At 71.7% G+C, this 21,473-nt stretch carries 23 protein-coding genes; 5 read left to right on the forward strand and 18 right to left on the reverse strand.

Annotated elements, in window-relative coordinates:
* Nucleotides 1-25: 25 nt before the first annotated feature.
* The 4 genes from A3CO_RS0125100 to nucS form a co-directional block, all read right to left on the reverse strand.
* The gene (locus tag A3CO_RS0125100) at nucleotides 26-1,804 is read right to left on the reverse strand and encodes a 3-hydroxyacyl-CoA dehydrogenase family protein (RefSeq protein WP_018335017.1); all 1,779 of its coding nucleotides are present in this window, start codon (nucleotides 1,802-1,804) and stop codon (nucleotides 26-28) included.
* Between the two features lie 105 nt (nucleotides 1,805-1,909).
* Nucleotides 1,910-3,442 (reverse strand): aldehyde dehydrogenase family protein, encoded by a 1,533-nt coding sequence (locus A3CO_RS0125105; protein ID WP_018335018.1) that lies wholly within the window; start codon nucleotides 3,440-3,442, stop codon nucleotides 1,910-1,912.
* 29 nt (nucleotides 3,443-3,471) lie between these two features.
* Entirely contained in the window at nucleotides 3,472-3,942 is a 471-nt protein-coding gene (locus A3CO_RS0125110; RefSeq protein ID WP_018335019.1) for an HIT family protein, read from the reverse strand.
* 36 nt (nucleotides 3,943-3,978) lie between these two features.
* The gene (gene nucS, locus A3CO_RS0125115) at nucleotides 3,979-4,668 is read right to left on the reverse strand and encodes an endonuclease NucS (RefSeq protein WP_018335020.1); all 690 of its coding nucleotides are present in this window, start codon (nucleotides 4,666-4,668) and stop codon (nucleotides 3,979-3,981) included.
* Nucleotides 4,669-4,711: 43 nt separating this feature from the next.
* Between nucS and A3CO_RS0125120 the strand changes: the two genes are divergently transcribed.
* The 3 genes from A3CO_RS0125120 (at nucleotide 4,712) to A3CO_RS0125130 (ending at nucleotide 7,141) form a co-directional block, all read left to right on the forward strand.
* On the forward strand, nucleotides 4,712-5,239 hold the full coding sequence (locus A3CO_RS0125120) for an NUDIX domain-containing protein (protein ID WP_018335021.1): 528 nt from the start codon (nucleotides 4,712-4,714) through the stop codon (nucleotides 5,237-5,239).
* A gap of 115 nt (nucleotides 5,240-5,354) precedes the next feature.
* On the forward strand, nucleotides 5,355-6,329 hold the full coding sequence (locus A3CO_RS36320) for a methyl-accepting chemotaxis protein (RefSeq protein WP_018335022.1): 975 nt from the start codon (nucleotides 5,355-5,357) through the stop codon (nucleotides 6,327-6,329).
* Between the two features lie 212 nt (nucleotides 6,330-6,541).
* Nucleotides 6,542-7,141 (forward strand): hypothetical protein, encoded by a 600-nt coding sequence (locus A3CO_RS0125130; protein ID WP_018335023.1) that lies wholly within the window; start codon nucleotides 6,542-6,544, stop codon nucleotides 7,139-7,141.
* Here A3CO_RS0125130 and A3CO_RS0125135 read toward each other — a convergent pair.
* Entirely contained in the window at nucleotides 7,138-9,237 is a 2,100-nt protein-coding gene (locus A3CO_RS0125135; RefSeq protein WP_018335024.1) for a protein meaA, read from the reverse strand. The two genes, A3CO_RS0125130 and A3CO_RS0125135, sit on opposite strands and share 4 nt — an antisense overlap.
* 99 nt (nucleotides 9,238-9,336) lie before the next feature.
* Between A3CO_RS0125135 and A3CO_RS0125140 the strand changes: the two genes are divergently transcribed.
* A complete protein-coding gene (locus tag A3CO_RS0125140; RefSeq protein ID WP_018335025.1) occupies nucleotides 9,337-9,630 on the forward strand; it encodes a hypothetical protein in 294 nt (97 codons plus the stop codon).
* 43 nt (nucleotides 9,631-9,673) lie between these two features.
* Here A3CO_RS0125140 and murA read toward each other — a convergent pair whose 3' ends face one another.
* Nucleotides 9,674-10,948, reverse strand: coding sequence for a UDP-N-acetylglucosamine 1-carboxyvinyltransferase (gene murA, locus A3CO_RS0125145; RefSeq protein WP_018335026.1), 1,275 nt, complete (start codon nucleotides 10,946-10,948; stop codon nucleotides 9,674-9,676).
* Between the two features lie 72 nt (nucleotides 10,949-11,020).
* Between murA and A3CO_RS0125150 the strand changes: the two genes are divergently transcribed.
* The gene (locus A3CO_RS0125150; RefSeq protein ID WP_018335027.1) at nucleotides 11,021-11,620 is read left to right on the forward strand and encodes a cob(I)yrinic acid a,c-diamide adenosyltransferase; all 600 of its coding nucleotides are present in this window, start codon (nucleotides 11,021-11,023) and stop codon (nucleotides 11,618-11,620) included.
* Between the two features lie 98 nt (nucleotides 11,621-11,718).
* On the opposite strand, the gene A3CO_RS0125155 is transcribed toward A3CO_RS0125150, so the two are convergent.
* From A3CO_RS0125155 to A3CO_RS0125210, 12 genes are all read right to left on the reverse strand, one after another.
* Nucleotides 11,719-12,183 carry a DUF2550 domain-containing protein gene (locus tag A3CO_RS0125155; RefSeq protein WP_018335028.1) on the reverse strand — a complete coding sequence of 155 codons (465 nt, stop codon included), beginning with the start codon at nucleotides 12,181-12,183 and terminating at the stop codon, nucleotides 11,719-11,721.
* Between the two features lie 42 nt (nucleotides 12,184-12,225).
* Nucleotides 12,226-12,630, reverse strand: coding sequence for a F0F1 ATP synthase subunit epsilon (locus A3CO_RS0125160; RefSeq protein WP_018335029.1), 405 nt, complete (start codon nucleotides 12,628-12,630; stop codon nucleotides 12,226-12,228).
* 2 nt (nucleotides 12,631-12,632) lie between these two features.
* Nucleotides 12,633-14,087, reverse strand: a complete 1,455-nt coding sequence (atpD, locus tag A3CO_RS0125165) for a F0F1 ATP synthase subunit beta (RefSeq protein ID WP_026204990.1) — start codon at nucleotides 14,085-14,087, stop codon at nucleotides 12,633-12,635.
* A gap of 25 nt (nucleotides 14,088-14,112) precedes the next feature.
* Nucleotides 14,113-15,132, reverse strand: a complete 1,020-nt coding sequence (locus A3CO_RS0125170) for a F0F1 ATP synthase subunit gamma (RefSeq protein WP_018335031.1) — start codon at nucleotides 15,130-15,132, stop codon at nucleotides 14,113-14,115.
* Between the two features lie 4 nt (nucleotides 15,133-15,136).
* On the reverse strand, nucleotides 15,137-16,774 hold the full coding sequence (gene atpA / locus A3CO_RS0125175) for a F0F1 ATP synthase subunit alpha (RefSeq protein ID WP_018335032.1): 1,638 nt from the start codon (nucleotides 16,772-16,774) through the stop codon (nucleotides 15,137-15,139).
* Nucleotides 16,775-16,838: 64 nt separating this feature from the next.
* On the reverse strand, nucleotides 16,839-17,693 hold the full coding sequence (locus A3CO_RS0125180; protein ID WP_018335033.1) for a F0F1 ATP synthase subunit delta: 855 nt from the start codon (nucleotides 17,691-17,693) through the stop codon (nucleotides 16,839-16,841).
* Nucleotides 17,690-18,280, reverse strand: a complete 591-nt coding sequence (gene atpF / locus A3CO_RS0125185; protein WP_018335034.1) for a F0F1 ATP synthase subunit B — start codon at nucleotides 18,278-18,280, stop codon at nucleotides 17,690-17,692. Before atpF ends, A3CO_RS0125180 begins: the two co-directional genes overlap by 4 nt.
* 50 nt (nucleotides 18,281-18,330) lie before the next feature.
* Nucleotides 18,331-18,540 (reverse strand): ATP synthase F0 subunit C, encoded by a 210-nt coding sequence (gene atpE, locus A3CO_RS0125190; RefSeq protein ID WP_018335035.1) that lies wholly within the window; start codon nucleotides 18,538-18,540, stop codon nucleotides 18,331-18,333.
* Between the two features lie 51 nt (nucleotides 18,541-18,591).
* On the reverse strand, nucleotides 18,592-19,413 hold the full coding sequence (gene atpB / locus A3CO_RS0125195) for a F0F1 ATP synthase subunit A (protein WP_018335036.1): 822 nt from the start codon (nucleotides 19,411-19,413) through the stop codon (nucleotides 18,592-18,594).
* Nucleotides 19,410-19,727, reverse strand: coding sequence for an AtpZ/AtpI family protein (locus A3CO_RS34270; protein ID WP_157647837.1), 318 nt, complete (start codon nucleotides 19,725-19,727; stop codon nucleotides 19,410-19,412). Before A3CO_RS34270 ends, atpB begins: the two co-directional genes overlap by 4 nt.
* Nucleotides 19,728-19,828: 101 nt before the next feature.
* Complete coding sequence (locus A3CO_RS0125205) at nucleotides 19,829-20,290, reverse strand: Cg1360 family ATP-synthase-associated protein (RefSeq protein WP_018335038.1); 462 nt, start codon at nucleotides 20,288-20,290, stop codon at nucleotides 19,829-19,831.
* 19 nt (nucleotides 20,291-20,309) lie between these two features.
* Nucleotides 20,310-21,464, reverse strand: a complete 1,155-nt coding sequence (locus tag A3CO_RS0125210; RefSeq protein ID WP_018335039.1) for a glycosyltransferase family 4 protein — start codon at nucleotides 21,462-21,464, stop codon at nucleotides 20,310-20,312.
* Between the last annotated feature and the right edge of the window lie 9 nt (nucleotides 21,465-21,473).

The following is a 21,473-nucleotide window of genomic DNA, read 5'->3' on the forward strand; positions in this document are numbered from 1 at the left end:
CGGTCAGTGCTCACGAGACCGGAGGTCACCTGTAGTCCCGGAACCCGTGACCGGTCTTGCGGCCGAGCCGGCCCGCCGTCACGAGGTGCTCCAGCAGCGGCGCCGGGGCGAAGCCGGGGACGCGGAACTCCTGGTAGAGCGAGCGCTCGATCGCGAGCGAGACGTCCAGGCCCACCACGTCGAGCAGGGCGAACGGCCCCATCGGCAGGCCACAGCCGTTCTTCATGGCCGAGTCGATGTCGTCGACGGTCGCGTAGTGCGCCTCGAGCATCGCCACCGAGTCGTTGAGGTACGGGAAGAGCAGCGCGTTGACGATGAAGCCCGCGCGGTCCCCGCAGAGCACCGGCGCCTTCTTGATCTTCGCGCAGAGGTCGCGCACGGTCGCGGTGACGTCGGGCGCGGTGGTGATCGGCGAGACGATCTCCACCAGCTTCATCACGGCGGCCGGGTTGAAGAAGTGCATGCCGATCACGTCGTCGGGACGCGAGGTCGCGGCGGCGCACTCGACGACGGGCAGCGACGACGTCGTCGTCGCGAGGATCGTGCCGGGCTTGCACACCTCGTCGAGCGCGGAGAACGCCGCCTGCTTGACCTCGAGGTCCTCGGCGATCGCCTCGACGACGATGTCGCACTCGGCCAGGCCCGAGAAGTCGACCGTCGTGGAGATGCGCCCGAGGGTCTCGTCCCGGGCCTCCTCGGTGAGCTTGCCCTTGACGACGGCCTTCTCCAGCGACTTGCGCACCGCGGCGACGGCGCCCTCGCCCTTGGACTCCGAACGGCCACGCACGACGACGTCGTAGCCGGCCTTCGCGAAGACCTCGGCGATGCCGGTGGCCATCGTGCCGGTGCCGACCACGCCGACGCGCGAGATCGGGCGCAGGTCGGCGGCGTCGGCCCCGGGCGGGGGCGGCGTGAGGGCGTCGGGGACGACGGTGCCCGAACCGGGCTCGGCGTAGGTGTAGAAGCCGCGCCCGGTCTTCCGGCCGAGCAGGCCCGCCGTGATCATCTGCTTGAGGACCGGCGCCGGCGCGTGGCGCTGGTTGCGCGACTGCCGGTACATCTCCTCGAGGATCTCGTAGGCCGTGTCGAGACCGATGAGGTCCATGAGGGCCAGCGGGCCCATCGGGTAGCCGCAGCCGAACTTCATGGCCGCGTCGAGGTCCTCGCGGCCCGCGTAGTGCGACTCGAACATGCCCACGGCCTGGTTCAGGTACGTGAACAGCAGCTGGTTGGCGATGAAGCCGGCGCGGTCGCCGCACACCACCGGGGACTTGCCGAGGCGCTCGGCGAGCGCCCGGACGTCGTCCACGACGTCGGGCTCGGTGACGACGGTCCGCACCAGCTCGACGAGCGGCTGCACCGGCGCCGGGTTGAAGAAGTGCATCCCGACGACCTTGCTCGGCCGCTGCGTGCGCACCGACAGCTCGGTGATCGAGAGCGACGAGGTGTTCGAGGCGAAGATCGTGTCGGCCGCGCAGACCTTGTCCAGTGCGGCGAACACCTCGCTCTTGAGCTCGAGACGCTCCGGCACCGCCTCGACGACGAGCGCGACGTCCGCGAGGTCGGCCATGTCGGTCGTGACCCGCACCCGCTCGAGCAGGGCGGCGCGGTCGTCCTCGGCGAGCTTCCCGCGGGACACGGCACGCGCGGTGGAGGACTCGATGTGGTCCTGACCGTGGGCGGCGGCGGCCTCGTTCACCTCGACCGCGACCACCTCGATGCCCGCTCGCGCGAACACCTCGACGATGCCAGCCCCCATCGTGCCGAGACCGACCACACCCACCCGGGCGAACTCGCGCGCCACTACTCGTCCCTTCGTCGGCGACATTGCTGATTGCGGCGATCGTGGCACGCGCGGGACGTGGGCCCTACCCCTCCGCCCCGCACGTGACGCACCCCTCCGCGCGCTTTACCGGTTCCGTCGGTAGATGACGCCCGCCAGCACGGACAGCAGCTTGACCACCCAGCCTGGCCGGTCGAACGTCATGACGTTGATGCTCTTGAAGCGGCGCTCGGAGACCGCCAGCGCCCGCGTGAACTCCCGCAGCCCGTCGCGGCCGTGGATGCGCCCGAAGCCCGAGTCGCCCACCCCGCCGAACGGCAGTGACGGCATCGCCGCGAACGCGATGACCCCGTTCACCGACACCATGCCGACCCGCAGCTTCCGCGCGATCTCGTAGCCGCGCTTCTTCGCGAACACCGAGCCGCCCAGCCCGTACTTCGAGGCGTTGGCGCGCTCGACGGCCTCGTCGATGTCGCGGACGCGGTTGACCACGACGGTCGGGCCGAACGTCTCCTCGGTGACCGCCGTCGAGTCCTCCGGCACGTCGGCGAGCACCACGGGGTCCACGTAGGGCGCCCGCACCGACTCGCGGCCGCCGAGGACGGCCCGGCCGCCCTTGGACAGCGCGTCGTCGATCTGCCCGGAGATGACGTCGAGCTGGCTCGGCATCGTGATCGGGCCGTAGACCGAGCGGGGCTCGCCTCCCGGGTGCAGCTTCGCCGCCCGCTGGGCCACCTTGTCGAGGAACTCCTCGGCCACCGACTCGACGACGTACACCCGCTCCACGCCGATGCAGGTCTGCCCGGCGTTCGACATCGCGCCCCACACCGCGGCGGCCGCGGCGTCGTCGAGGTCGGCGTCGTGGTCGACGAGCAGGGCGTCCTTGCCGCCGCACTCGACGAGGATCGGCGTCAGCGTCTCCGCGCAGGTCGCCATGACCTTCTTCGCGGTCGCCGTCGAGCCGGTGAACGCCACCTTGTCGACGCCGGCCCGGCAGAGCGCCGCACCCGTCTCCCCCTCCCCCGTGACGAGGGAGAACAGGCCCTCGCCGTAGCCGTCGGTGCGGTGCAGCACCTCGGCGAAGGAGTCGACGAGCCACTTCCCGACGGTCGGCGTCAGCTCACTGGGCTTGAAGACGACGGCGTTGCCGGCCGCCAGCGCGTAGCCGATCGAGCCCATCGGCGTGAAGACCGGGTAGTTCCACGGCCCGAGCACGCCGATGACGCCGAGCGGGCGGTACTCGATCGTCGCCCGGTGGTTGACCATCAGCGCGCCGGCCTCGAACCGCTTGCGGCCCAGCGCCGCCTTCGCGTGCTTGCCGGCCCAGTGCAGGTGGTCGATGACGAGGACGACCTCGAGCCGCGAGTCGTCGAGCGGCTTCCCGGTCTCGCGGCTCACCAGCTCCGCGAGCTCGTCGGTGCGCTCGATCAGCAGCTTGCGCCACGCGCCGAGCCGGTCGCGGCGGCCGTCGAAGCCCAGGTCGGCCCACCACTGCGCCGCGCGGCGGGCGCGGTCGACCACGGCCTTGACCTCGTCGGGGCCCTGGACCGGGTGGGTCGCGATGACCGAGCCGTCCCGCGGGTCGAGGGAGTCGAAGGTCGTCCCCGAGGTCGACGCTGGTCCGGTGTCGTTCGAGGGCCGCGCTGCCGTGCTCGTCATGTGCCGGACGTTACTCGTCGGTACACCGTTCAGGCGAGTGCGTCACGAAGACGGGCGGCCGTGACGTCCAGCGCGGGCCGCTCGGCGGGACGGGCGGCGTCGAGGTGCAGCACGCTGCCCGGCGCCCGCGGCAGAACGTGCAGGTGGACGTGCCACACCTCCTGCCCCGCCGTCGCGCCGTCGGCGAGGAAGAGGTTCACGCCGTCGGCGAGGCCGGCACGGCGGGCCGCGGCCGCCACCCGACGGCCGAGCTCCCACATCGCCGCGCCCTCCTCCGGGGTGAGCCCGGCCAGGTCGGGGACGTGCCGCCGCGGGACGACGAGCGTGTGGCCCTCGACCGCGGGCTGCAGGTCGAGGAACGCGACCGGTCCCACCCCGTCGTCGTCAACGGGGCTGCTCTCCGCCCGCCCGGCGACGATCGCGCAGAAGACGCACTCGCCGCCCACCTCGGCGGGCAGGACCTGCCGCTTCGGCGTGCGGCGGATGGGCGGGAGGCGCACCGGTTCAGCATCCTCTCCCCGTCGCTCCGCTCGCCCTCAGAACAGCCGGAACTCGTCGGACTCGATGCCGCGCAGGGCGTCGTAGTCCAGGGTGACGCAGCGGATGCCGCGGTCGGTGGCGAGCACGCGTGCCTGCGGCTTGATCTGCTGCGCGGCGAAGATGCCCTGCACCGGGGCGAGCAGCGGGTCGCGGTTGAGCAGCTCGAGGTAGCGGGTGAGCTGCTCGACGCCGTCGATCTCACCGCGACGCTTGATCTCCACCGCCACCGACCCGCCGTCATGGTCGCGGCAGAGGAGGTCGACGGGGCCGATCGCGGTGGGGAACTCGCGGCGGACGAGCGTCCACCCGTCGCCGAGGGTGTGGACGTGCTCGGCCAGCAGCTCCTGCAGATGGGCCTCGACGCCGTCCTTGACCAGGCCGGGGTCGACGCCGAGCTCGTGGGTCGAGTCGTGCTGGATCTCCTCGAGGGTGATCGTCAGCGTCTCGTCCGCCTTGTTCCGGACGATCCACGTGCCCGAGCGCTCCCCCGTCGCTCCGCTCGCCCCGTACTCCTCGGTGAGCCAACAGGGCGGGCTCATCCAGTTCAGCGGCTTGTAGGCCCGGTCGTCGGCGTGGATGCTCACCGACCCGTCGGCCTTCACGAGCAGGAGCCGGGTCGCGCTGGGCAGGTGCGCGGTGAGCCGGCCCGCGTAGTCGACCGTGCAGCGGGCGATGACGAGACGCACGGACCCGAGGGTTCCAGACGCCGTTCGTGGATCATCGCGGGGTGTGGAGACCACCAGCTCGCGCGAGATCTACACGAACCCGTGGATGACGATCCGGGAGGACACGTTCGTCCGTCCGGACGGCTCGCCGGGCGTCTACGGCGTCGTCGACAAGCCGCACTACGCGCTGGTGATCGCCCTCGAGGGCGACGCGATGATGCTGGTCGAACAGTTCCGGTACCCGATCGGGCTGCGCCGCTGGGAGTTCCCGCAGGGCACGGCCCCCGACCGCGCCGAGATGGACCCGGCCGAGCTCGCCGTCCGTGAGCTGCAGGAGGAGACGGGCCTGACCGCGCGGACGTGGCAGCCGCTGGGCCTGCTCGACGTCGCGCCCGGGCTCTCCTCGCAGCGCGGCCGGGCGTTCCTCGCCACCGACCTCGTCCCCGGCGAGCCCGACCGCGAGGAGACCGAGGCCGACATGCGCGCCGCCTGGGTCCGGCGCGGCGAGTTCGAGGACATGGTCCGGACCGGCGAGATCACCGACGCCCAGTCGATCGCGGCGTACGCGCTCCTGTTGTTGTCGGGTCGCTGATCGTGCCGGGTGGCAGGAAAGCGTCGTTGCCGGCGTCCAGTGGCAGGAACGCCGCGTCGTGGCGTCCGCGGAATCGGTACCGCCGGTCCCTGATCACACGGGGAACACTGTGGTCATGCCGCTCGTGCGCCTCGGTCCGTTGGCCGTGCCCACCCCGTCCGAGGCGCTCTCCTTCACCGCGGAGGTCGCCGCCGTGGGCGCCCGGCTGCCGGAGCAGGTCGGCGCGCTGCTCGGCGAGGTGACCCGGCTCGTCGGCCGGCTGGACGGGATCGCGACCCGGGTCGACGGCCTGCTCGACCGCGCCGAGGGCATCGTCGGCGAGATCGAGGGGGTCATCGGCGAGGCCCGCACCATCACCTCGGGCGCCCAGGAGGTGGTCGGGTCGGCCCGGGAGATCACGACCGGGGCGACCGAGGTCGTCGACCAGGCGCGGTCGATCACCGGCGGGGCCAACGAGGTGGTCGGGTCGGCCCGGGAGATCACGGCCGGCGCTCACGAGGTCGTCGACCAGGCACGCACCATCACCTCGGGCGCCTCGTCGGTGGTCGACCAGGCGCGGTCGATCACCTCCGGAGCGAACGAGGTCGTCGACTCCGCCCGCGAGATCACCTCCGGCGCCTCCTCGGTGGTCGACGACGCGCGGTCGATCACCGTCGGCGCGAAGGAGGTCGTCGGCTCGGCGCGCGAGATCACCTCCGGGGCGAACGAGGTGGTCGGCTCGGCACGCGAGATCACGGCGGGCGCGGAGGAGGTGCTGACGACGGCCGGGAACGCCAGCCGCAGCGCCCAGGAGCTGATCGACCTCTACCGCCCGATGTTGGAGAGGGCCGCGCCGCTGGCGCAGAAGTTCGTCGACGACCTCGCCCCCGAGGAGATCGACGCGGCCATCGCGCTGGTCGACGAGCTGCCCGCCCTCGCCCACCACCTCACCACCGACATCCTCCCGATCCTGGAGACCCTCGATCGCGTCGGCCCGGACCTCAACGAGCTGCTCGAGGTGACGAAGGACCTCCGCAACGCCATCGACGGCATCCCGGGCTTCTCGTTCCTCAAGCGCCGCGGCGAGAACAAGGACGACGACGGCGGCTGACGCCACCCTCGACACGTCGCTCGTCGGGCTCCCGGCCGACCGGAAGGCCCCGTCCCGACGGCGAGCGGACCCGCAGCGGGCTTTGGACACCCCGTCCGGCCCCCTGAGGGTCCTCTCGCGCCCACGGGCGTCGAGCTGACCGCACCCGCCGTCGGGAAACGGCTTGGACGAAACGGCCACCACGACGACGGGCCGCCGGTCACGATCTCGGCATGCGCCGCCTGCTGCTCGTCCTCGCCGCCGTCCTCGCCGCGGCGGGCTGCTCCACGGCCGCGCCGACCGCCGTCCCGCCGACGAGCAGCGCCGCGACCCCCGACCCCACGGACACCCGGGTGCTCACGCCCGCACGGGGGCTGTTCACCGTCGAGGTGCCGGCGCGGTTCGTCGACGTGCCCGTCACCGCCCCCGAGGCCCTCGCGGTCCCGGCGCTCGGCGAGGCCCTGCAGCGCGGCGTCGGGGTCCTCGCCATCGACCGCCGCCAGGGCTACTCCCCGACCGCCGGCGGGTACTGCACCCTCGTCCCGGCGCAGGACCTGGACCAGCTCGCGGCCGAGGCACGGGAGGCGGTCGAGCGCAGCGTCGGTCCGGTCGGCGCCCCCGACTTCGGCGTCCTGCCCGCCACCGGCCCGGCGGGTCCCCGCGTGGCGGGGACCTACCGCACCGTGTCGAACGGCCGCGTGCTCACCGTGCAGCAGGTGTCCGCGCTCGCGGGCCCGGGCCGCGCGTGCATCGTCACGGCCTCGACCGACGACCCGCTGCGCGACGCCGCCTTCCTGACGACGGCCCGGGACACCTTCCGCCTGGCCGGTTAGGCCTGGGCGGTCTGGCCGACGGCCGCCCCGTCGCTGTGCTCGCCCCGGTCCAACCCGTGCACCTCACGGATCACGTCCACGAACTCGCCCATGATCCCCGTGAGCGAGTACGTCTTGGGCGTCACCACGCGGTGCACCCCGAGGCGCTGCAGCTGCTCGGCGTCCTTCGGCGGGATGATGCCGCCCGCGACCACCGGGATGTCCGCCGCGTCCGCGCGGGCCAGCCCGTCGAGCACCGCCGGGATCACCTCGAGGTGCGAGCCGGAGAGGATCGAGAGCCCCACGACGTGCACGCCCTCCTGCACGGCCGCGGCGACGATCTCGGCCGGCGTCAGGCGGATGCCCTGGTAGATGACCTCGAAGCCGGCGTCGCGTGCGCGCACCGCGATCTGCTCGGCGCCGTTGGAGTGCCCGTCGAGCCCGGGCTTGCCGACCAGCATGCGCAGCGCGGACACCCCGAGGTCGGCGGCGGTCTGCCGGACCCGCTCGCGGACCTGCTCGAGCTCGGTCGGCTCGCCGTCGGCGGTCTCCGAGCCCGGCGCGGCCGATCCCGACGACGAGGCCGCGGTCACCCCGGTCGGGGCGCGGTACGAGCCGTAGACCGAGCGCAACGCCCCGGCCCACTCCCCCGTCGTCACGCCGACCTTGGCGCAGGCGAGCGTGGCGTCCATGAGGTTGTCCGTGCCGCCCGCGGCCGTCGTGAGCTGCTCCAGGGCGGCCCGTACGGCCTCCTCGTCGCGGTCGGCCCGCCACGCGGCGACGGCCTCCCGGGCCTGGGCCTCGACCTCCTTGTCGACCACGAAGATCGCGTCGGCGCCCTCGGCCTGCAGCGGGCTGGGCTCGGTGGAGGTGAACTTGTTGACGCCGACGACGGTGTCCTCGCCGGACTCCAGCCGCATCCGGCGCGCCGCGAGCGAGCTGACGAGCTGCGACTTCATGTAGCCGGAGTCGACGGCGGCGACCGCGCCGCCCATCTCGGCGACCTTCGCGATCTCGGCGCGGGCACCCTCGATGATCGACGCCGTCTTCGTCTCGATGACGTGGGAGCCGGCGAAGATGTCGTCGTAGTCGAGCAGGTCGGTCTCGTAGGCGAGCACCTGCTGCATGCGCAGCGCCCACTGCTGGTCCCAGGGCCGGGGCAGGCCGAGCGCCTCGTTCCAGGCCGGGAGCTGCACGGCGCGGGCGCGGGCGTCCTTGGACAGCGTCACCGCGAGCATCTCGAGCACGATGCGCTGGACGTTGTTCTCCGGCTGCGCCTCGGTGAGCCCGAGCGAGTTGACCTGCACGCCGTAGCGGAAGCGGCGCATCTTCTCGTCGGTGACGCCGTAGCGCTCGCGGCAGAGCTCGTCCCAGAGCTGCGCGAAGGCCCGGAGCTTGCAGATCTCCTCGATGACGTGCAGCCCGGCGTTGACGAAGAACGAGATCCGGCCGACGACGCGGCCGAAGTCGGCCTCGGGCACCTGCCCCGAGTCGCGCACGGCGTCGAGCACCGCGATCGCGGTGGAGATCGTGTAGGCGACCTCCTGCGTCGGCGTCGCCCCGGCCTCCTGCAGGTGGTAGCTGCAGATGTTGATCGGGTTCCACTTCGGGACGTTCGAGACCGTCCACGCGATCATGTCGGTGATCAGCCGGACGCTCGGCCCGGGTGGGAACGCGTACGTCCCGCGCGAGAGGTACTCCTTGACGATGTCGTTCTGGGTGGTGCCCGCCAGCTTGGCCCGCTCCGCCTGCGGGTCCCGCCCGTCGGCGACCGCCTGCTCGTCGGCCACCGAGACGTAGAGCGCGAGCAGCCACATCGCCGTCGCGTTGATCGTCATCGAGGTGTTCGCCTCGTGCAGCGGGATCCGGTCGAACAGCGCCCGCATGTCCCCGATGTGCGACACCGGGACCCCGACCTTGCCGACCTCGCCGCGGGCGAGCTCGTTGTCGGGGTCGTACCCGGTCTGCGTGGGCAGGTCGAAGGCGACCGACAGGCCCGTCTGTCCCTTGGACAGGTTGCGTCGGTACAGCTCGTTCGACGCCTTGGCGGACGAGTGCCCGGCGTAGGTCCGCATGACCCACGGGCGGTCACGCGAGTCGTCGGTCGGGTACGGCATGGGTGAACCTCCGAGCAGGGACCGGACCCGCCGAGGTTACCGGCGGGTCGCGTCGGCGCTGCACATGCTGCTTTTCACAGGATCGGTCACGATGGACCCGTGGTGGGTTCCATCGGCGAGATCCTGACGGCGATCGCGGCCGTCATCCTGCTGGCGGGCTTCCTGCGCTACACCTTCGGCTCCGGCCCGTCGGGGGCGCTGCCCAGCCGGGGTGGCGACGTCGGGCTGCTCGAGACGGTCGCGACGGTGCCGACCCGCGAGGCCGCCGAGGTGCTCGCGGCCCGGCTGGCCCGCGAGAAGGTGCGCGCGACCATCGCGCAGGGCGAGGAGGGCTGGAACCTGCTCGTCTTCCCCGGCGACGCCGACGACGCGCGGGTGGTGCTGCGCATGTGAGCACTTTCCGTGGCGCCAGCCACGGAAAGTGCTCACATGCGCGTCAGCGCACCGGCGGCGCGTTCACCCGCTCCACGTCGCCGCCGAGGGCCCGGAGGTTCTCGACGAACAGCGGGTAGCCGCGGTCGATGTGCGCGACGTCCCAGACCTCGGTCTCGCCGTCCGCCACGAGGCCGGCGAGCACGAGGCCGGCGCCGGCCCGGATGTCGGAGGCCCACACCGGGGCGCTGGAGAGCCGCGGCACCCCGCGCACCACGGCGTGGTGGCCGTCGGTGCGGGCGTCCGCCCCGAGCCGCACCATCTCCTCGACGAAGCGGAAGCGCCCCTCGAAGATGTTCTCGGTGATCATCGACGTGCCCTCGGAGACGGCGGACACGGCGATCGCCATCGGCTGCAGGTCGGTCGCGAACCCCGGGTAGGGCAGCGTCACCCAGTCCACCGAGCGCGGCCGGTCGTCGACCCGCACCCGGAAGCCCTCCGGCACGATCTCGGTGGTCGCGCCGGCCTGGCTCAGCTTGTCGAGCACCAGGTCGAGGTGGTGCGGGTCGACGCCGCGCACGGTGACGTCGCCGCCGGTCATCACGGCCGCGAACGCCCAGGTGGCGCCGACGATGCGGTCCCCGATGACGCGGTGGGTGGTGGGGGTGAGATCGGCGCCGCCCTGCACGGTGAGCGTCGACGTGCCCCCACCGGAGATCTTCGCGCCCATCTCCTGCAGCATCCGCACCAGGTCGACGATCTCCGGCTCCCGCGCGGCGTTGTCGATCACGGTGGTGCCCTCGGCGAACACCGCGGCCATGAGGATGTTCTCGGTGGCCCCGACCGACGGGAAGTCCAGCCAGATCTGGGCGCCGCGCAGTGTCTCGCCGCCGGCCTCCGCGATCACGCAGCCGTGCGAGATCTCCGACCGGGCCCCGAGCAGCCGCAGGCCCGCCTGGTGCATGTCCAGCGGGCGGGACCCGATCGCGTCGCCCCCGGGCAGCGGCACCACCGCGCGCCGGCACCGGCCGACCAGCGGGCCGAGGACGCAGACCGACGCCCGCAGCCGCGACACCGACCGGTAGTCGGCCTCCGGGTTCAGCTCGGCGGGGACGTCGATGACGACCGTGTCGCCGTCGATCACGACCTCGCACCCGAGGCTGCGCAGCACGTCGCCCATCAGCGGGACGTCGAGGATCTGCGGACAGTTCGTGATCGTCGTCCGGCCCTCGGCGAGCAGCGCCGCGGCCATCAGCTTGAGCACGCTGTTCTTGGCGCCGACCACGTCCACCGTCCCCGAGAGGGAGTCGGCCGGGCGGACGACGAAGTGCTCGTTCACGTCCCGCGACGCTACCGGCCGGGCCCGGACGCACGACGCCGGGGCGGGGCCCGGGCCGCCTAGACTCCGCGCATGGCCGTCCACCTCACCCGCATCTACACGCGCACCGGCGACGACGGGACGACCGGCCTGTCCGACTTCTCCCGGGTCCCCAAGACGCACCCCCGGCTGGGCGCCTACGCCGACTCCGAGGAGACCAACGCGGCCATCGGCGTCGCGCTCGCCGTCGGGGACCTGCCCGAGCGGGTCGCGGGGCCGCTGCGCCAGGTCCAGAACGACCTGTTCGACGTCGGGGCGGACCTCGCCACCCCCGTCGTCGAGAACCCCGAGTACCCCCCGCTGCGCGTCACCGAGGCGCAGATCGAGCGGCTCGAGGGCTGGTGCGACGAGTTCAACGAGGAGCTGGGGAAGCTCGACTCGTTCATCCTGCCGGGCGGCACGCCCGGGGCCGCCTACCTGCACGTGGCCCGCGTCGTCTGCCGCCGCGCCGAGCGCAGCACCTGGGCGGTGCTCGAGGCCGACCCGGAGCGCACCGGCCCGCTGCCGGCGCGCTACCTCAACCGGTTGTCGGACCTGCTGTTCATCCTCGGGCGGGTCGCGAACCCCGACGGGGACGTCCTGTGGGTGCCGGGCGGGCCGGAAGCGGGCGAGCGCAGCGACGGGGGAAGCTGAAGCGCAGCAGGACGAGCCCGTCCGACGGCTCCCCGGGAACGAGCGAACGGCACGTCCGCAGCATCGATACGCGACAGTGCCGCTCGTTCCGGAGCGGGTTACGACGCCTGGCGGTAGCCGGTCGACCGGCCGGGAGGCGTCGACTCCAGCCAGGACGAGAACCCGGTGACGACGTCGGCGCCCATCGCGAGTTCGAAGGTGCCCTCCCCGGTGCGGCAGCGCAGCACCGTCGAGCCGGGGGCGTGCAGCTCGGTCGGTCGCGGTGCGCGCCGGTCGACGATCTCGACCTCGAACCGGTCGAGCACCACGTTGGGGCCGGACCGGAGCCCGCTCACGCGGTACCAGCGGAACTGGTCCCCGCGGTAGCGGGCGATCCCGGAGTGCCAGCCGCGCTGGTCGTCGGCCGCGGACACCGCGTCGACCGGCAGGGCCCGGCGCAGGGCCACGTCGACCCCGCCGCGGCGCAGCGACTGGAGGCGACGCAGCGCGACGAGGGCCAGCAGGAGCAGGACCGCCGCCACGACGACGAGCGCGATCTCGACCGTCATCCCCCCGGTCGTCATACGCCGTCGTCCCGTGTGCGGTCCTGCACCCTCCGTGCGCCCCTACTGCTCCACCGACTCCCCGGCGGCCTGGAGGCGGGCGCGGGCCCGGTCGCGCGCCACGCGCCACTCCTGGTCGTCGGAGTCGCCGATGTAGTGCTCGGCCTCGCGGAGATCGTCCTTGGCCTGGGCCACGTCGATCTCGGAGGCCAGTTCCGCGAGCTCCGCCAGCACGGTGACCGACTCCGCGGTCACCGAGAGGAAGCCGCCGAACGCGGCCACGTGGAAGGGCTCGCCGTCGGTCGGGTCCACCCGGACCACGCCCGCCTCGCGCAGCTGCGCGATGAGCGGCTCGTGGCCGGGGAGGATTCCGATCGACCCCTCGACCGTGCGGGCGGAGACGAAGCCGGCCGTCCCGGACCAGATCTTCTTCTCCACGCCGACGACGTCGACCTGCATCTCGGCCACGACTACTCCGAGTACTTCTTGATGTTCGCCTCGACGTCGTCGAGGCCACCGCACATCTGGAAGGCCTGCTCCGGGGCGTTGTCGTACTCGCCCTTCGCGATCTTGTCGAAGGCCTCGACGGTGTCCTTGACGTCCACGGTCGAGCCGGGCTCGCCGGTGAACTGCTCCGCGGCGTACATGTTCTGGCCGAGGAACCGCTCGATGCGACGGGCGCGACCGACGGTGAGCCGGTCCTCCTCGGAGAGCTCGTCGATACCGAGGATGGCGATGATGTCCTGGAGGTCGTTGTACCGCTGCAGGATGCGGATGACCTCGCGGGCCACGCGGTAGTGCTCCTCGCCGATGTACTGCGCGTCGAGGATCGTCGACGTCGACGTCAGCGGGTCCACGGCGGGGAAGATGCCCTTCGCGAACACGCCACGGGAGAGCTCCGTGGTCGCGTCGAGGTGGGCGAACGTCGTGGCCGGCGCCGGGTCGGTGTAGTCGTCGGCGGGGACGTAGATCGCCTGCATCGAGGTGATCGACCGGCCACGGGTCGAGGTGATGCGCTCCTGTAGCTCACCCATCTCGTCCGCCAGGGTCGGCTGGTAGCCCACCGCCGAGGGCATGCGGCCCAGCAGCGTCGAGACCTCCTGGCCGGCCTGCGTGAACCGGAAGATGTTGTCGATGAAGAGCAGCACGTCCTGCTCCTGCACGTCGCGGAAGTACTCCGCCATCGTCAGGGCCGACAGGGCGACGCGCATGCGCGTGCCCGGCGGCTCGTCCATCTGCCCGAAGACGAGCGCGGTGTCCTTGAGGACGTTCGCCTCGTCGAGCTCGACCCAGAGGTCGTTGCCCTCACGGGTGCGCTCCCCGACGCCGGCGAACACCGAGGTGCCACCGAAGTTCCGGGCGATGCGCTGGATCATCTCCTGGATGAGCACGGTCTTGCCGACACCCGCGCCGCCGAACAGGCCGATCTTGCCGCCCTCGACGTAGGGGGTCAGCAGGTCGACGACCTTGAGGCCCGTCCAGAGCACCGAGGTCTTGCCCTCGAGCTGCTCGAAGGGGGGCGGCGGCCGGTGGATGCCCCAGTGCTCGGCGTCCTCGGCGTAGCCCGGCTCGTCCATGCAGTCGCCGAGGGCGTTGAACAGGTGGCCCTTGACGATGTCACCGACCGGGACGGAGATCGGCTTGCCGCTGTCCTGGACCTCGGTGCCGCGGACGACACCGTCGGTGGGCTGCATCGAGATGGTGCGGACCTGGTTGTCGCCCAGGTGCTGCGCGACCTCGAGGGTCAGGGTCTTCGTCTCGCCGTTCAGCTCCAGCGGGAGCTTGAGGGCGTTGAACAGGTCCGGCACCTCGCCGCGCGGGAACTCCACGTCGACGACGGGGCCGAGGATGCGGGTGATCCGGCCGGTGGCCCCGGACTGCTGCTCGTCGCGGCCGGACTCGGCCGTGGCGGTGGACTGGGTCATGGTCACTCCCGTGGGATCTGCTCGCTCACTGGGCGAGCGCGTCGGAGCCACCGACGATCTCGCTGATTTCCTGCGTGATCTGGGCCTGCCGGGCCTGGTTCGACTCGCGGACCAGGTTGTCGACCAGGTCGTTCGCGTTGTCGGTCGCGGCCTTCATGGCCCGCTGCCGCGCCGCGGACTCCGAGGCCGCCGCGTCGAGCATCGCGGCGAACACGCGGGCCCGCACGTACTTCGGCAGCAGGCTGTCGAACAGGACCTCGGGCTCGGGCTCGAAGGCGTACTCCGCCTCGCGGTCCGAACCGTCGGAGTCCTCCGACGACGAGCTCGACTCCGAGCCCTCGTCGTCCTCCTCCGACTCCAGGTCCAGCGGCGCCACCTGCAGCGCGATCGCGGTCTGGGTCAGCATCGAGCGGAACTGGGTGAAGACGACGTGGATCTCGTCGACGCCCGGCTTGCCCTCGGCGTCCTCCGGCGCGCGGAACATGACCGTGCGCTCGCCGCCGGACTCGCCCTGCTCGTCGTCGTCGTGCTCGACCGACACCTCGTTCTCGCCGCCGGCGAGGAACGCCGCGGTGAGGTGGTCGGCCGCGTGGGCCGCGTTCGCGTAGTCCGGCACCTCGGAGAAGCCGGTGAACTGCCCCGACATCTCGCGGTTGCGGAAGCGGAAGTACGCCGTGCCCTTGCCGCCGATGACGTAGAGCGTCGACTCCTTGCCCTCGTCGGAGAGCCGGCGGATGAGCCGCTCGGTCTCGCGCAGGACGTTGGCGTTGTAGCCGCCGCAGAGGCCGCGGTCGCTCGTCACGACGACGATCGCGGCCCGCTTCGGCTCCTCGCGGGGCGTCAGCAGCGGGTGGTCGCTCGCGCCCGCCTTCGCCGCCGTCCGCAGCACGTGCGTGAACTCGTCGGCGTAGGGCCGCGACGCCTCGACGCGGGCCTGCGCCTTCGAGATGCGCGACGCCGCGACCATCTCCATCGCCTTGGTGATCTGGGCGATGTTCTTGGTCGACCGGATGCGTCGTCGCAGGACGCGGAGATTGGCTGCCATGCGACTAGCTCTCCGAGTCGGAGGACTCGTCGGAGGACTCCTCGGAGGAGTCCTCGCCGCCGATCTCACCCGAGCCGCCGTCGTCGGCCGGGTTGTCGCCGTCCTTGGTCTCGAACTGGTCCTTGAACTCGGAGACGGCCTTGTTCAGGCGCTCCTCGTTCTCGTCCGAGAGCTGGCCGGTGTCGCGGATCTCCGCGAGCACGCCGCCGTCACGGCGGACGAACTCGAGGAACTCGGTCTCGAAGCGCGCGACGTCCTCGACGGGCACCGAGTCGAGGTGACCGCGGGTGCCGAGGAAGATCCCGACGACCTCCTCCTCGACCGGGTACGGCTCGCCCTGGCCCTGCTTGAGCAGCTCCATGAGGCGGGCACCGCGGTCGAGCTGCGCCTGCGACGTGGCGTCGAGGTCGGAGCCGAAGGCCGCGAACGACTCCAGCTCGCGGTACTGCGCCAGCTCCACGCGCAGGCGGCCGGCGACGGAGCGCATGGCCTTGATCTGCGCGGAACCACCGACGCGCGACACCGAGTTACCGACGTTCAGCGCGGGCCGCTGGCCCTGGTTGAACAGGTCGGACTCGAGGAAGCACTGGCCGTCGGTGATCGAGATGACGTTCGTGGGGATGTAGGCCGCGATGTCGTTGCCCTTGGTCTCCACGATCGGCAGGCCGGTCAGCGAGCCGCCCCCGAGGTCGTCGGAGAGCTTCGCGCAACGCTCGAGCAGCCGCGAGTGCAGGTAGAAGACGTCGCCCGGGTAGGCCTCGCGGCCCGGCGGGCGGCGCAGCAGCAGGGAGATCGCGCGGTAGGCCTCGGCCTGCTTCGACAGGTCGTCGAAGATGATCAGGCAGTGCTTGCCCTGGTACATCCAGTGCTGGGCGATGGCCGAGCCGGCGTACGGGGCGATGTACTTGAAGCCCGCCGGGTCGGAGGCCGGGGCCGCGACGATGGTCGTGTACTCCAGCGCGCCGGCCTCCTCGAGGGCCTGGCGCACACCGGCGATCGTGGTGCCCTTCTGACCGATCGCGACGTAGACGCAGCGGACCTGCTGCTCCGGGTCGCCGGTCTCCCAGGCCTCACGCTGGTTGATGATCGTGTCGGTGCAGACCGCGGTCTTGCCGGTCTTGCGGTCACCGATGATCAGCTGGCGCTGGCCGCGGCCGATCGGCGTCATGGCGTCGATCGCCTTGATGCCGGTCTGCAGCGGCTGCTTGACCTCCTTGCGCTGCACGACCGTGGCGGCCTGCAGCTCCATGACCCGGTTCTCCTCGGACTCGATGTCACCGAGGCCGTCCATGGGCTGGCCGAGCGGGTTCACGACGCGGCCGAGGAAGCCGTCGCCGACCGGGACCGAGAGGACGCGGCCGGTCCGCGTGACCTGCTGCCCCTCCTCGATCGTCTCGTACTCACCCAGGATCACGACGCCGATCTCGCGCTCCTCGAGGTTCTGGGCCAGGCCCAGCACGCCCCCGGGGAACTCGAGCAGCTCGTTGGTCATCGTCGAGGGCAGGCCCTCGACGTACGCGATGCCGTCACCCGTCGAGGTGACGATGCCGACCTCCTGCCGGGAGGCGTCCGCGGAGTAGGAGGACACGTAGTCCTCGATCGCACTGCGGACCTCGTCGGAGGAGATGGTCAACTCGGCCATGGTTCCCGCTCTCGCTTGATGTCCTAGAACGTGGTGCTAGTGGAAGGCTTCTGTTCGGTACCGACTACCCGAGCCGGCGGTTCAGGTCGTCGAGGTGTCCCGCGGCGCTGCCGTCGATGACCTCGTCGCCGACCTGGATCACCAGGCCGCCGAGCAGCTGCGGGTCGACCTCGAGGTGCACGGTGATGTCACGCCCGTAGATGCGCGCGAGCACACCGGCGAGCCGCTCCTGCTGCTCGGCCGACAGCTCGACCGCGGAGCGCACGGTGGCGACGGACCGCTGGCGCCGGTCGGCGGCCAGCTCGGCGAGCCGCTCCAGCCCCGTGGAGATGTGGTGGGTCAGGGGGTGGGCGACGAGCTGCGAGGCCAGCCGACGGGTGATCGGCTCCGCCTTGTTCTCCAGCAGGTCGTCGAGCACCTTCTGCTTGCCCGTCGGGTCGGCGGACGGGCTGCCGAGCAGCCGCTCGAGGTCGGGCTGCCCGCCGACGATCCGGCCGAGGCGGAAGAGCTCGTCCTCCACCGCGTCCAGGCGGCCGTCGGCCTCGGCGGCCGCCAGCAGCGCCTCCCGCCCGACGACGCGCAGCGCCTGGACGAGGTCCGCGGGCTTCGACCAGGAGGCCTTCGCCGCCGCCTTCACGACGTCGGCGACCGGGCGGCCGACCTGGTTGTCGAACACGCGCCCGGCGAGCCCCTCGCGGGCCTCCGGGTCCGTCGACGAGTCCGCGAGCGTGCGGCGCAGCACGGCCTCGCGGTCGAGGAGGTCGGCCACGGCGTCGAGCTGCTCGCCGGTGGTCACCAGGTCGTCGGAGGAGGCGTCGCGGGTGACCTCGTCGAAGCGGCGGCGGACGCCCTGCAACGACTCCCGGCTGGTGGCGCGGAAGTCCGCGACCAGCGCGGCCGTACCCGTCGCCGCGGTCATGCGCCTACTCCGTTCCCCGTGTTCGTACTCGCTGCCGATCCGTTCGACCGGCTCGACATCGACTCCAGGTTGTCGAGGAACGAGTCGACCGACCGGGACTTCGCGGTGTCGTCGGACAGCGACGCGGCGACGATGCGCCGCGCCAGTTCGACGGAGCCCGCGCCGACCTCGGAGCGCAGCTCGGAGACCGTGCGCGCCCGGGAGGCGTCCACGCTCTGCCGGCCCTGCGCCTTGATCCGCTCGGCCTCCTCGGCCGCGTTCTCCGCGAGATCGGTCTTGATGCGTTCCGCGTCGGCCCGGGCGTCGTCCCGGATCCGCGCGGCCTCGTTGTCGACCTCGCCCAGCCGGGCGCGCGAACGCTCGAGCTGCGCCTGGGCGTCGTCGTACTCGGACTTCGCCCGCTCCATCCCGTCGCGCAACCGCGTCACGTCCTGGTCGTGGGACCGGACGAGGCTCGGCCATGCGTACCTGCCGATGATGAAGACGAGCACGGCGAACGCGATGAAGCCGACGACGATCTCGGCCAGGTGCGGCAGCGCGGCACCGGGCTCGCCGGCCTCCTGCGCCACCACCACGATGACGTTCATGTGCTTCCTCCGCCTGTCAGGGAGTCAGCCCGCGATGCGCGGGGGTCGGCTCACTGGAGGGCGAAGGCGAGGACCAGGCCCAGGATGGCGAGGGCCTCGGAGAGGGCGAAGCCGATGAAGGCGATCGACTGCAGCTGGCCACGGGCCTCGGGCTGGCGGGCGACGCCGTTGATGAAGGCGGCGAAGACGATGCCGACGCCGATACCCGGGCCGATGGCCGAGAGACCGTAACCGACGACGTTGAGGTTTCCGGAGAGCATTCCAGCGTCCTTTCGCGGTGCGGGAGGAGGTTCGGTGGTGTGACCGGCGAGCTAGTGCTCGTCGGCCAGGGAGGCGCCGATGTAGGACGCCGTGAGGATCGTGAAGATGTAGGCCTGCACGAGCTGGATGAACGCCTCGAACCCGGTGAAGACCAGCGCCATCGCGAACGAGCCGACGGAGAGCACCTTCAGCAGCACCGAGTCGGCGATGAGCAGCATGTACTCGGCGCCGAAGACGAACAGCAGCAGCACGAGGTGACCCGCGAACATGTTCCCGAACAACCGGAACGCGAGGGTCACCGGACGCAGCAGGATGTTCGAGAGGAATTCGATCGGGGTGAGGATGATGCGGACCCAGCCCGGCACGCCGGGGGGCCACGTCATGAGCCTGATGTAGCCGCCGAACCCCTGCTTGCGGATGCCGACGATGTTGTAGATCAACCACGTCAGGATCGCCATCGCGTAGGCCATGCCCGGGTGGGAGAACGTGGGGAACTGGATCAGCGGGATGATCCCGAAGAGGTTGTTCACCACGAGGAACGCGAAGAGCGCCACCAGGTAGGGCACGAACTTGCGGAACTCGGGCCCGATGTTGTCGCGGGCGATCGAGTCCCGCACCAACACGTGGAACTTCTCGGCGAGCCACTGCGTCCGTCCCGGCAACAGTTGCGCGGAACGCGTGGCGATCGCGAAGAAGCCGAGGATCAGCACCACGCTGAAGATCAGCTGGATGACGGGCTTGTCGACGTACTCGAGGACCGGCACCCCCTGGAACATCGGGGGGATGTTGAAGTCCTCGCCGCTCGGGGCCTTGAAGCCGGGGGCCGGCGGCTGAGGCGCCTGCGACAGCCACGTCGGCAACGACGAGATCACCCGGGCTCCTTCCGGTCCTGCTGCCCGGTCTGTTCACCGGAACGCGAGGGTGATTGGGCCGGACGGGTGTCCGGCGGAACGTAAAGGTAGCGGATGTAGATCAGCGCGAAGGACGCCGCCCCGCCGAGCAACAGCCCGACGAGGAGCACCCAGCGTGTACCCAACAGAAGGTCGATCCCCCACCCGATACCACCGAAGAGGAGGAAACCGGCGAGGAGGTGCGACAGGACGGTCCAACCTTCGGCCACCGGAGGGTGTGCGGCAGCACCCTGAGGGGTGCGACCCGCATCACCGCGGAGGCTGTCCTGCGCCATCGCGCGCACCATATCAGGGCGATCACGACAGTCGACTACGGACTGTCGGAGGTCACACGCCCCACCATCGGGTGACCAACCGGATGAAGCGGACGGACCGGTCACGTGGCGATGGTGGGAATCTTGGCCCGCGCGAACGCCACGGTCTCGCCGAGCACGAAGACGAGCGCCACCGGCCCGAGGGCCAGCGCGAAGATCCGGGTGTCGACGAGCGCGAGCCGGTCGAGCACGATCAGCAGCACCGCGAGCACCGCCAGCTTCGTCACGAGGCTGATCATGGCGATGCCCATGACGACGACGGGGGCGGAGCTCGCCGTCCAGCGCATCACCAGCGGCCCGAGGGCGCAGACGACGAGGGCGACGACGGCCCCGAACACCGCGGTGCCCAGCCCGGCTCCACCGGCGAGGACGCCCGCCAGGACCACGACCACGACGGCCACGACGACGGCGGGGATCAGACCGCCGCGCAGCATGGCGCCGCTGACCTGCTGGACCTGGACGCCGACGGCGGCGGCGAGCCGGTCCTCCGCACCGGGCTCGACGCCGGCGCTCGGTTCGTTCATCGGTGACTCTCCGGGAGGATCAGGGACGGGCGGTCCGGCGCAGGCGCGGCACCGCCGAGGCGAGCAGGGCCACCAGCAGCCCGAGGGCGACCAGCCAGACCACGAGGAAGACGTCGGTGATGAGGGCCAGGGCGACTGCGCCGAACGCGAACACCCCGGCCCACAGGTAGATCAGCAGCACGGCCCGCCGTTGCGAGTGCCCGAACTCGAGCAGGCGGTGGTGCAGGTGCATCTTGTCCGGGGCGAACGGGCTGCGCCCGGCCCGCGTCCGGCGTACCACGGCGAGCAGCAGGTCGACCAGCGGCACCAGGACCACGGCGGCGACCACCACGATCGGCGCGAGCAGGGCGACCGCGTTGCGCGGTGCGGAGTCGGAGTAGGTGATCCGGCCCGACGCCGTGGTGGTGGCCGCGGCCAGCATCAGGCCGATCAGCATCGAGCCGGAGTCGCCCATGAAGATGCGGGCGGGCTGGAAGTTGTGCGGCAGGAACCCCGCGCACGCCCCCGCCAGGACGGCGGCGATGAGCGCGGGCGGGTAGGCGGTGACGTCCCCGTCGCGCTGGCCGAGCAGCCCGAGCGAGTACGCGAGGACCGCCAGGGCGGCGATCAGGCCGATGCCCGCGGCCAGCCCGTCGAGGCCGTCGACGAAGTTGATCGCGTTCACCAGCACCACGGTGAGGAAGACCGTGAGGATGACGCCCTGGTCGGGACCGAGGATGAGCAACGTGCCCGACCCGCCGTCGGGAACGGGCAGGATGAGCCACTGCACCCCGAGCAGGACCATGACGCCCGCCGACGTGGCCTGCCCGGCGAGCTTGGTGAGGGCGTCGACGCCGAAGCGGTCGTCCAGCGCGCCGACCAGGCAGATCAGTCCCCCGGCGACGATGACCGCCCGGGTCTCCGACGAGTAGTCGAAGGCGCGCCGCAGCACCGGCAGCTGCGAGGCCACGAACACCCCGGCGAGGACGCCGATGTACATGGCGACGCCGCCGAGGCGCGGGACCGGCACGGTGTGGACGTCGCGCCCGCGCGGGACCGCGATGGCCCCGGCGCGGATGGCGAGCCGCCGGACGACGCCGGTGACCAGGAACGTCACCACCGCCGCGCAGAGCGCCACCAGGAGGTACTCCCGGATCGGCAGGCCCTGCGGGGCGAACGGTGGCGACGGGTCCACGACCGTCAG

The sequence above is a fragment of the Actinomycetospora chiangmaiensis DSM 45062 genome (assembly GCF_000379625.1).
GTDB lineage: Bacteria > Actinomycetota > Actinomycetes > Mycobacteriales > Pseudonocardiaceae > Actinomycetospora > Actinomycetospora chiangmaiensis.

Coding starts and splice junctions, on each gene's coding strand:
- A3CO_RS0125205 (WP_018335038.1), bottom strand. CDS start 20,290: ATGAACGAACCGAGCGCCGGCGTCGAGCCCGGTGCGGAGGACCGGCTC.
- A3CO_RS0125150 (WP_018335027.1), top strand. CDS start 11,021: ATGGCCGTCCACCTCACCCGCATCTACACGCGCACCGGCGACGACGGG.
- A3CO_RS0125155 (WP_018335028.1), bottom strand. CDS start 12,183: ATGACGACCGGGGGGATGACGGTCGAGATCGCGCTCGTCGTCGTGGCG.
- A3CO_RS0125130 (WP_018335023.1), top strand. CDS start 6,542: ATGCGCCGCCTGCTGCTCGTCCTCGCCGCCGTCCTCGCCGCGGCGGGC.
- atpF (WP_018335034.1), bottom strand. CDS start 18,280: ATGAACGTCATCGTGGTGGTGGCGCAGGAGGCCGGCGAGCCCGGTGCC.
- atpE (WP_018335035.1), bottom strand. CDS start 18,540: ATGCTCTCCGGAAACCTCAACGTCGTCGGTTACGGTCTCTCGGCCATC.
- A3CO_RS0125105 (WP_018335018.1), bottom strand. CDS start 3,442: ATGACGAGCACGGCAGCGCGGCCCTCGAACGACACCGGACCAGCGTCG.
- A3CO_RS0125135 (WP_018335024.1), bottom strand. CDS start 9,237: ATGCCGTACCCGACCGACGACTCGCGTGACCGCCCGTGGGTCATGCGG.
- atpA (WP_018335032.1), bottom strand. CDS start 16,774: ATGGCCGAGTTGACCATCTCCTCCGACGAGGTCCGCAGTGCGATCGAG.
- A3CO_RS0125180 (WP_018335033.1), bottom strand. CDS start 17,693: ATGACCGCGGCGACGGGTACGGCCGCGCTGGTCGCGGACTTCCGCGCC.
- A3CO_RS34270 (WP_157647837.1), bottom strand. CDS start 19,727: ATGGCGCAGGACAGCCTCCGCGGTGATGCGGGTCGCACCCCTCAGGGT.
- A3CO_RS36320 (WP_018335022.1), top strand. CDS start 5,355: ATGCCGCTCGTGCGCCTCGGTCCGTTGGCCGTGCCCACCCCGTCCGAG.
- atpD (WP_026204990.1), bottom strand. CDS start 14,087: ATGACCCAGTCCACCGCCACGGCCGAGTCCGGCCGCGACGAGCAGCAG.
- A3CO_RS0125170 (WP_018335031.1), bottom strand. CDS start 15,132: ATGGCAGCCAATCTCCGCGTCCTGCGACGACGCATCCGGTCGACCAAG.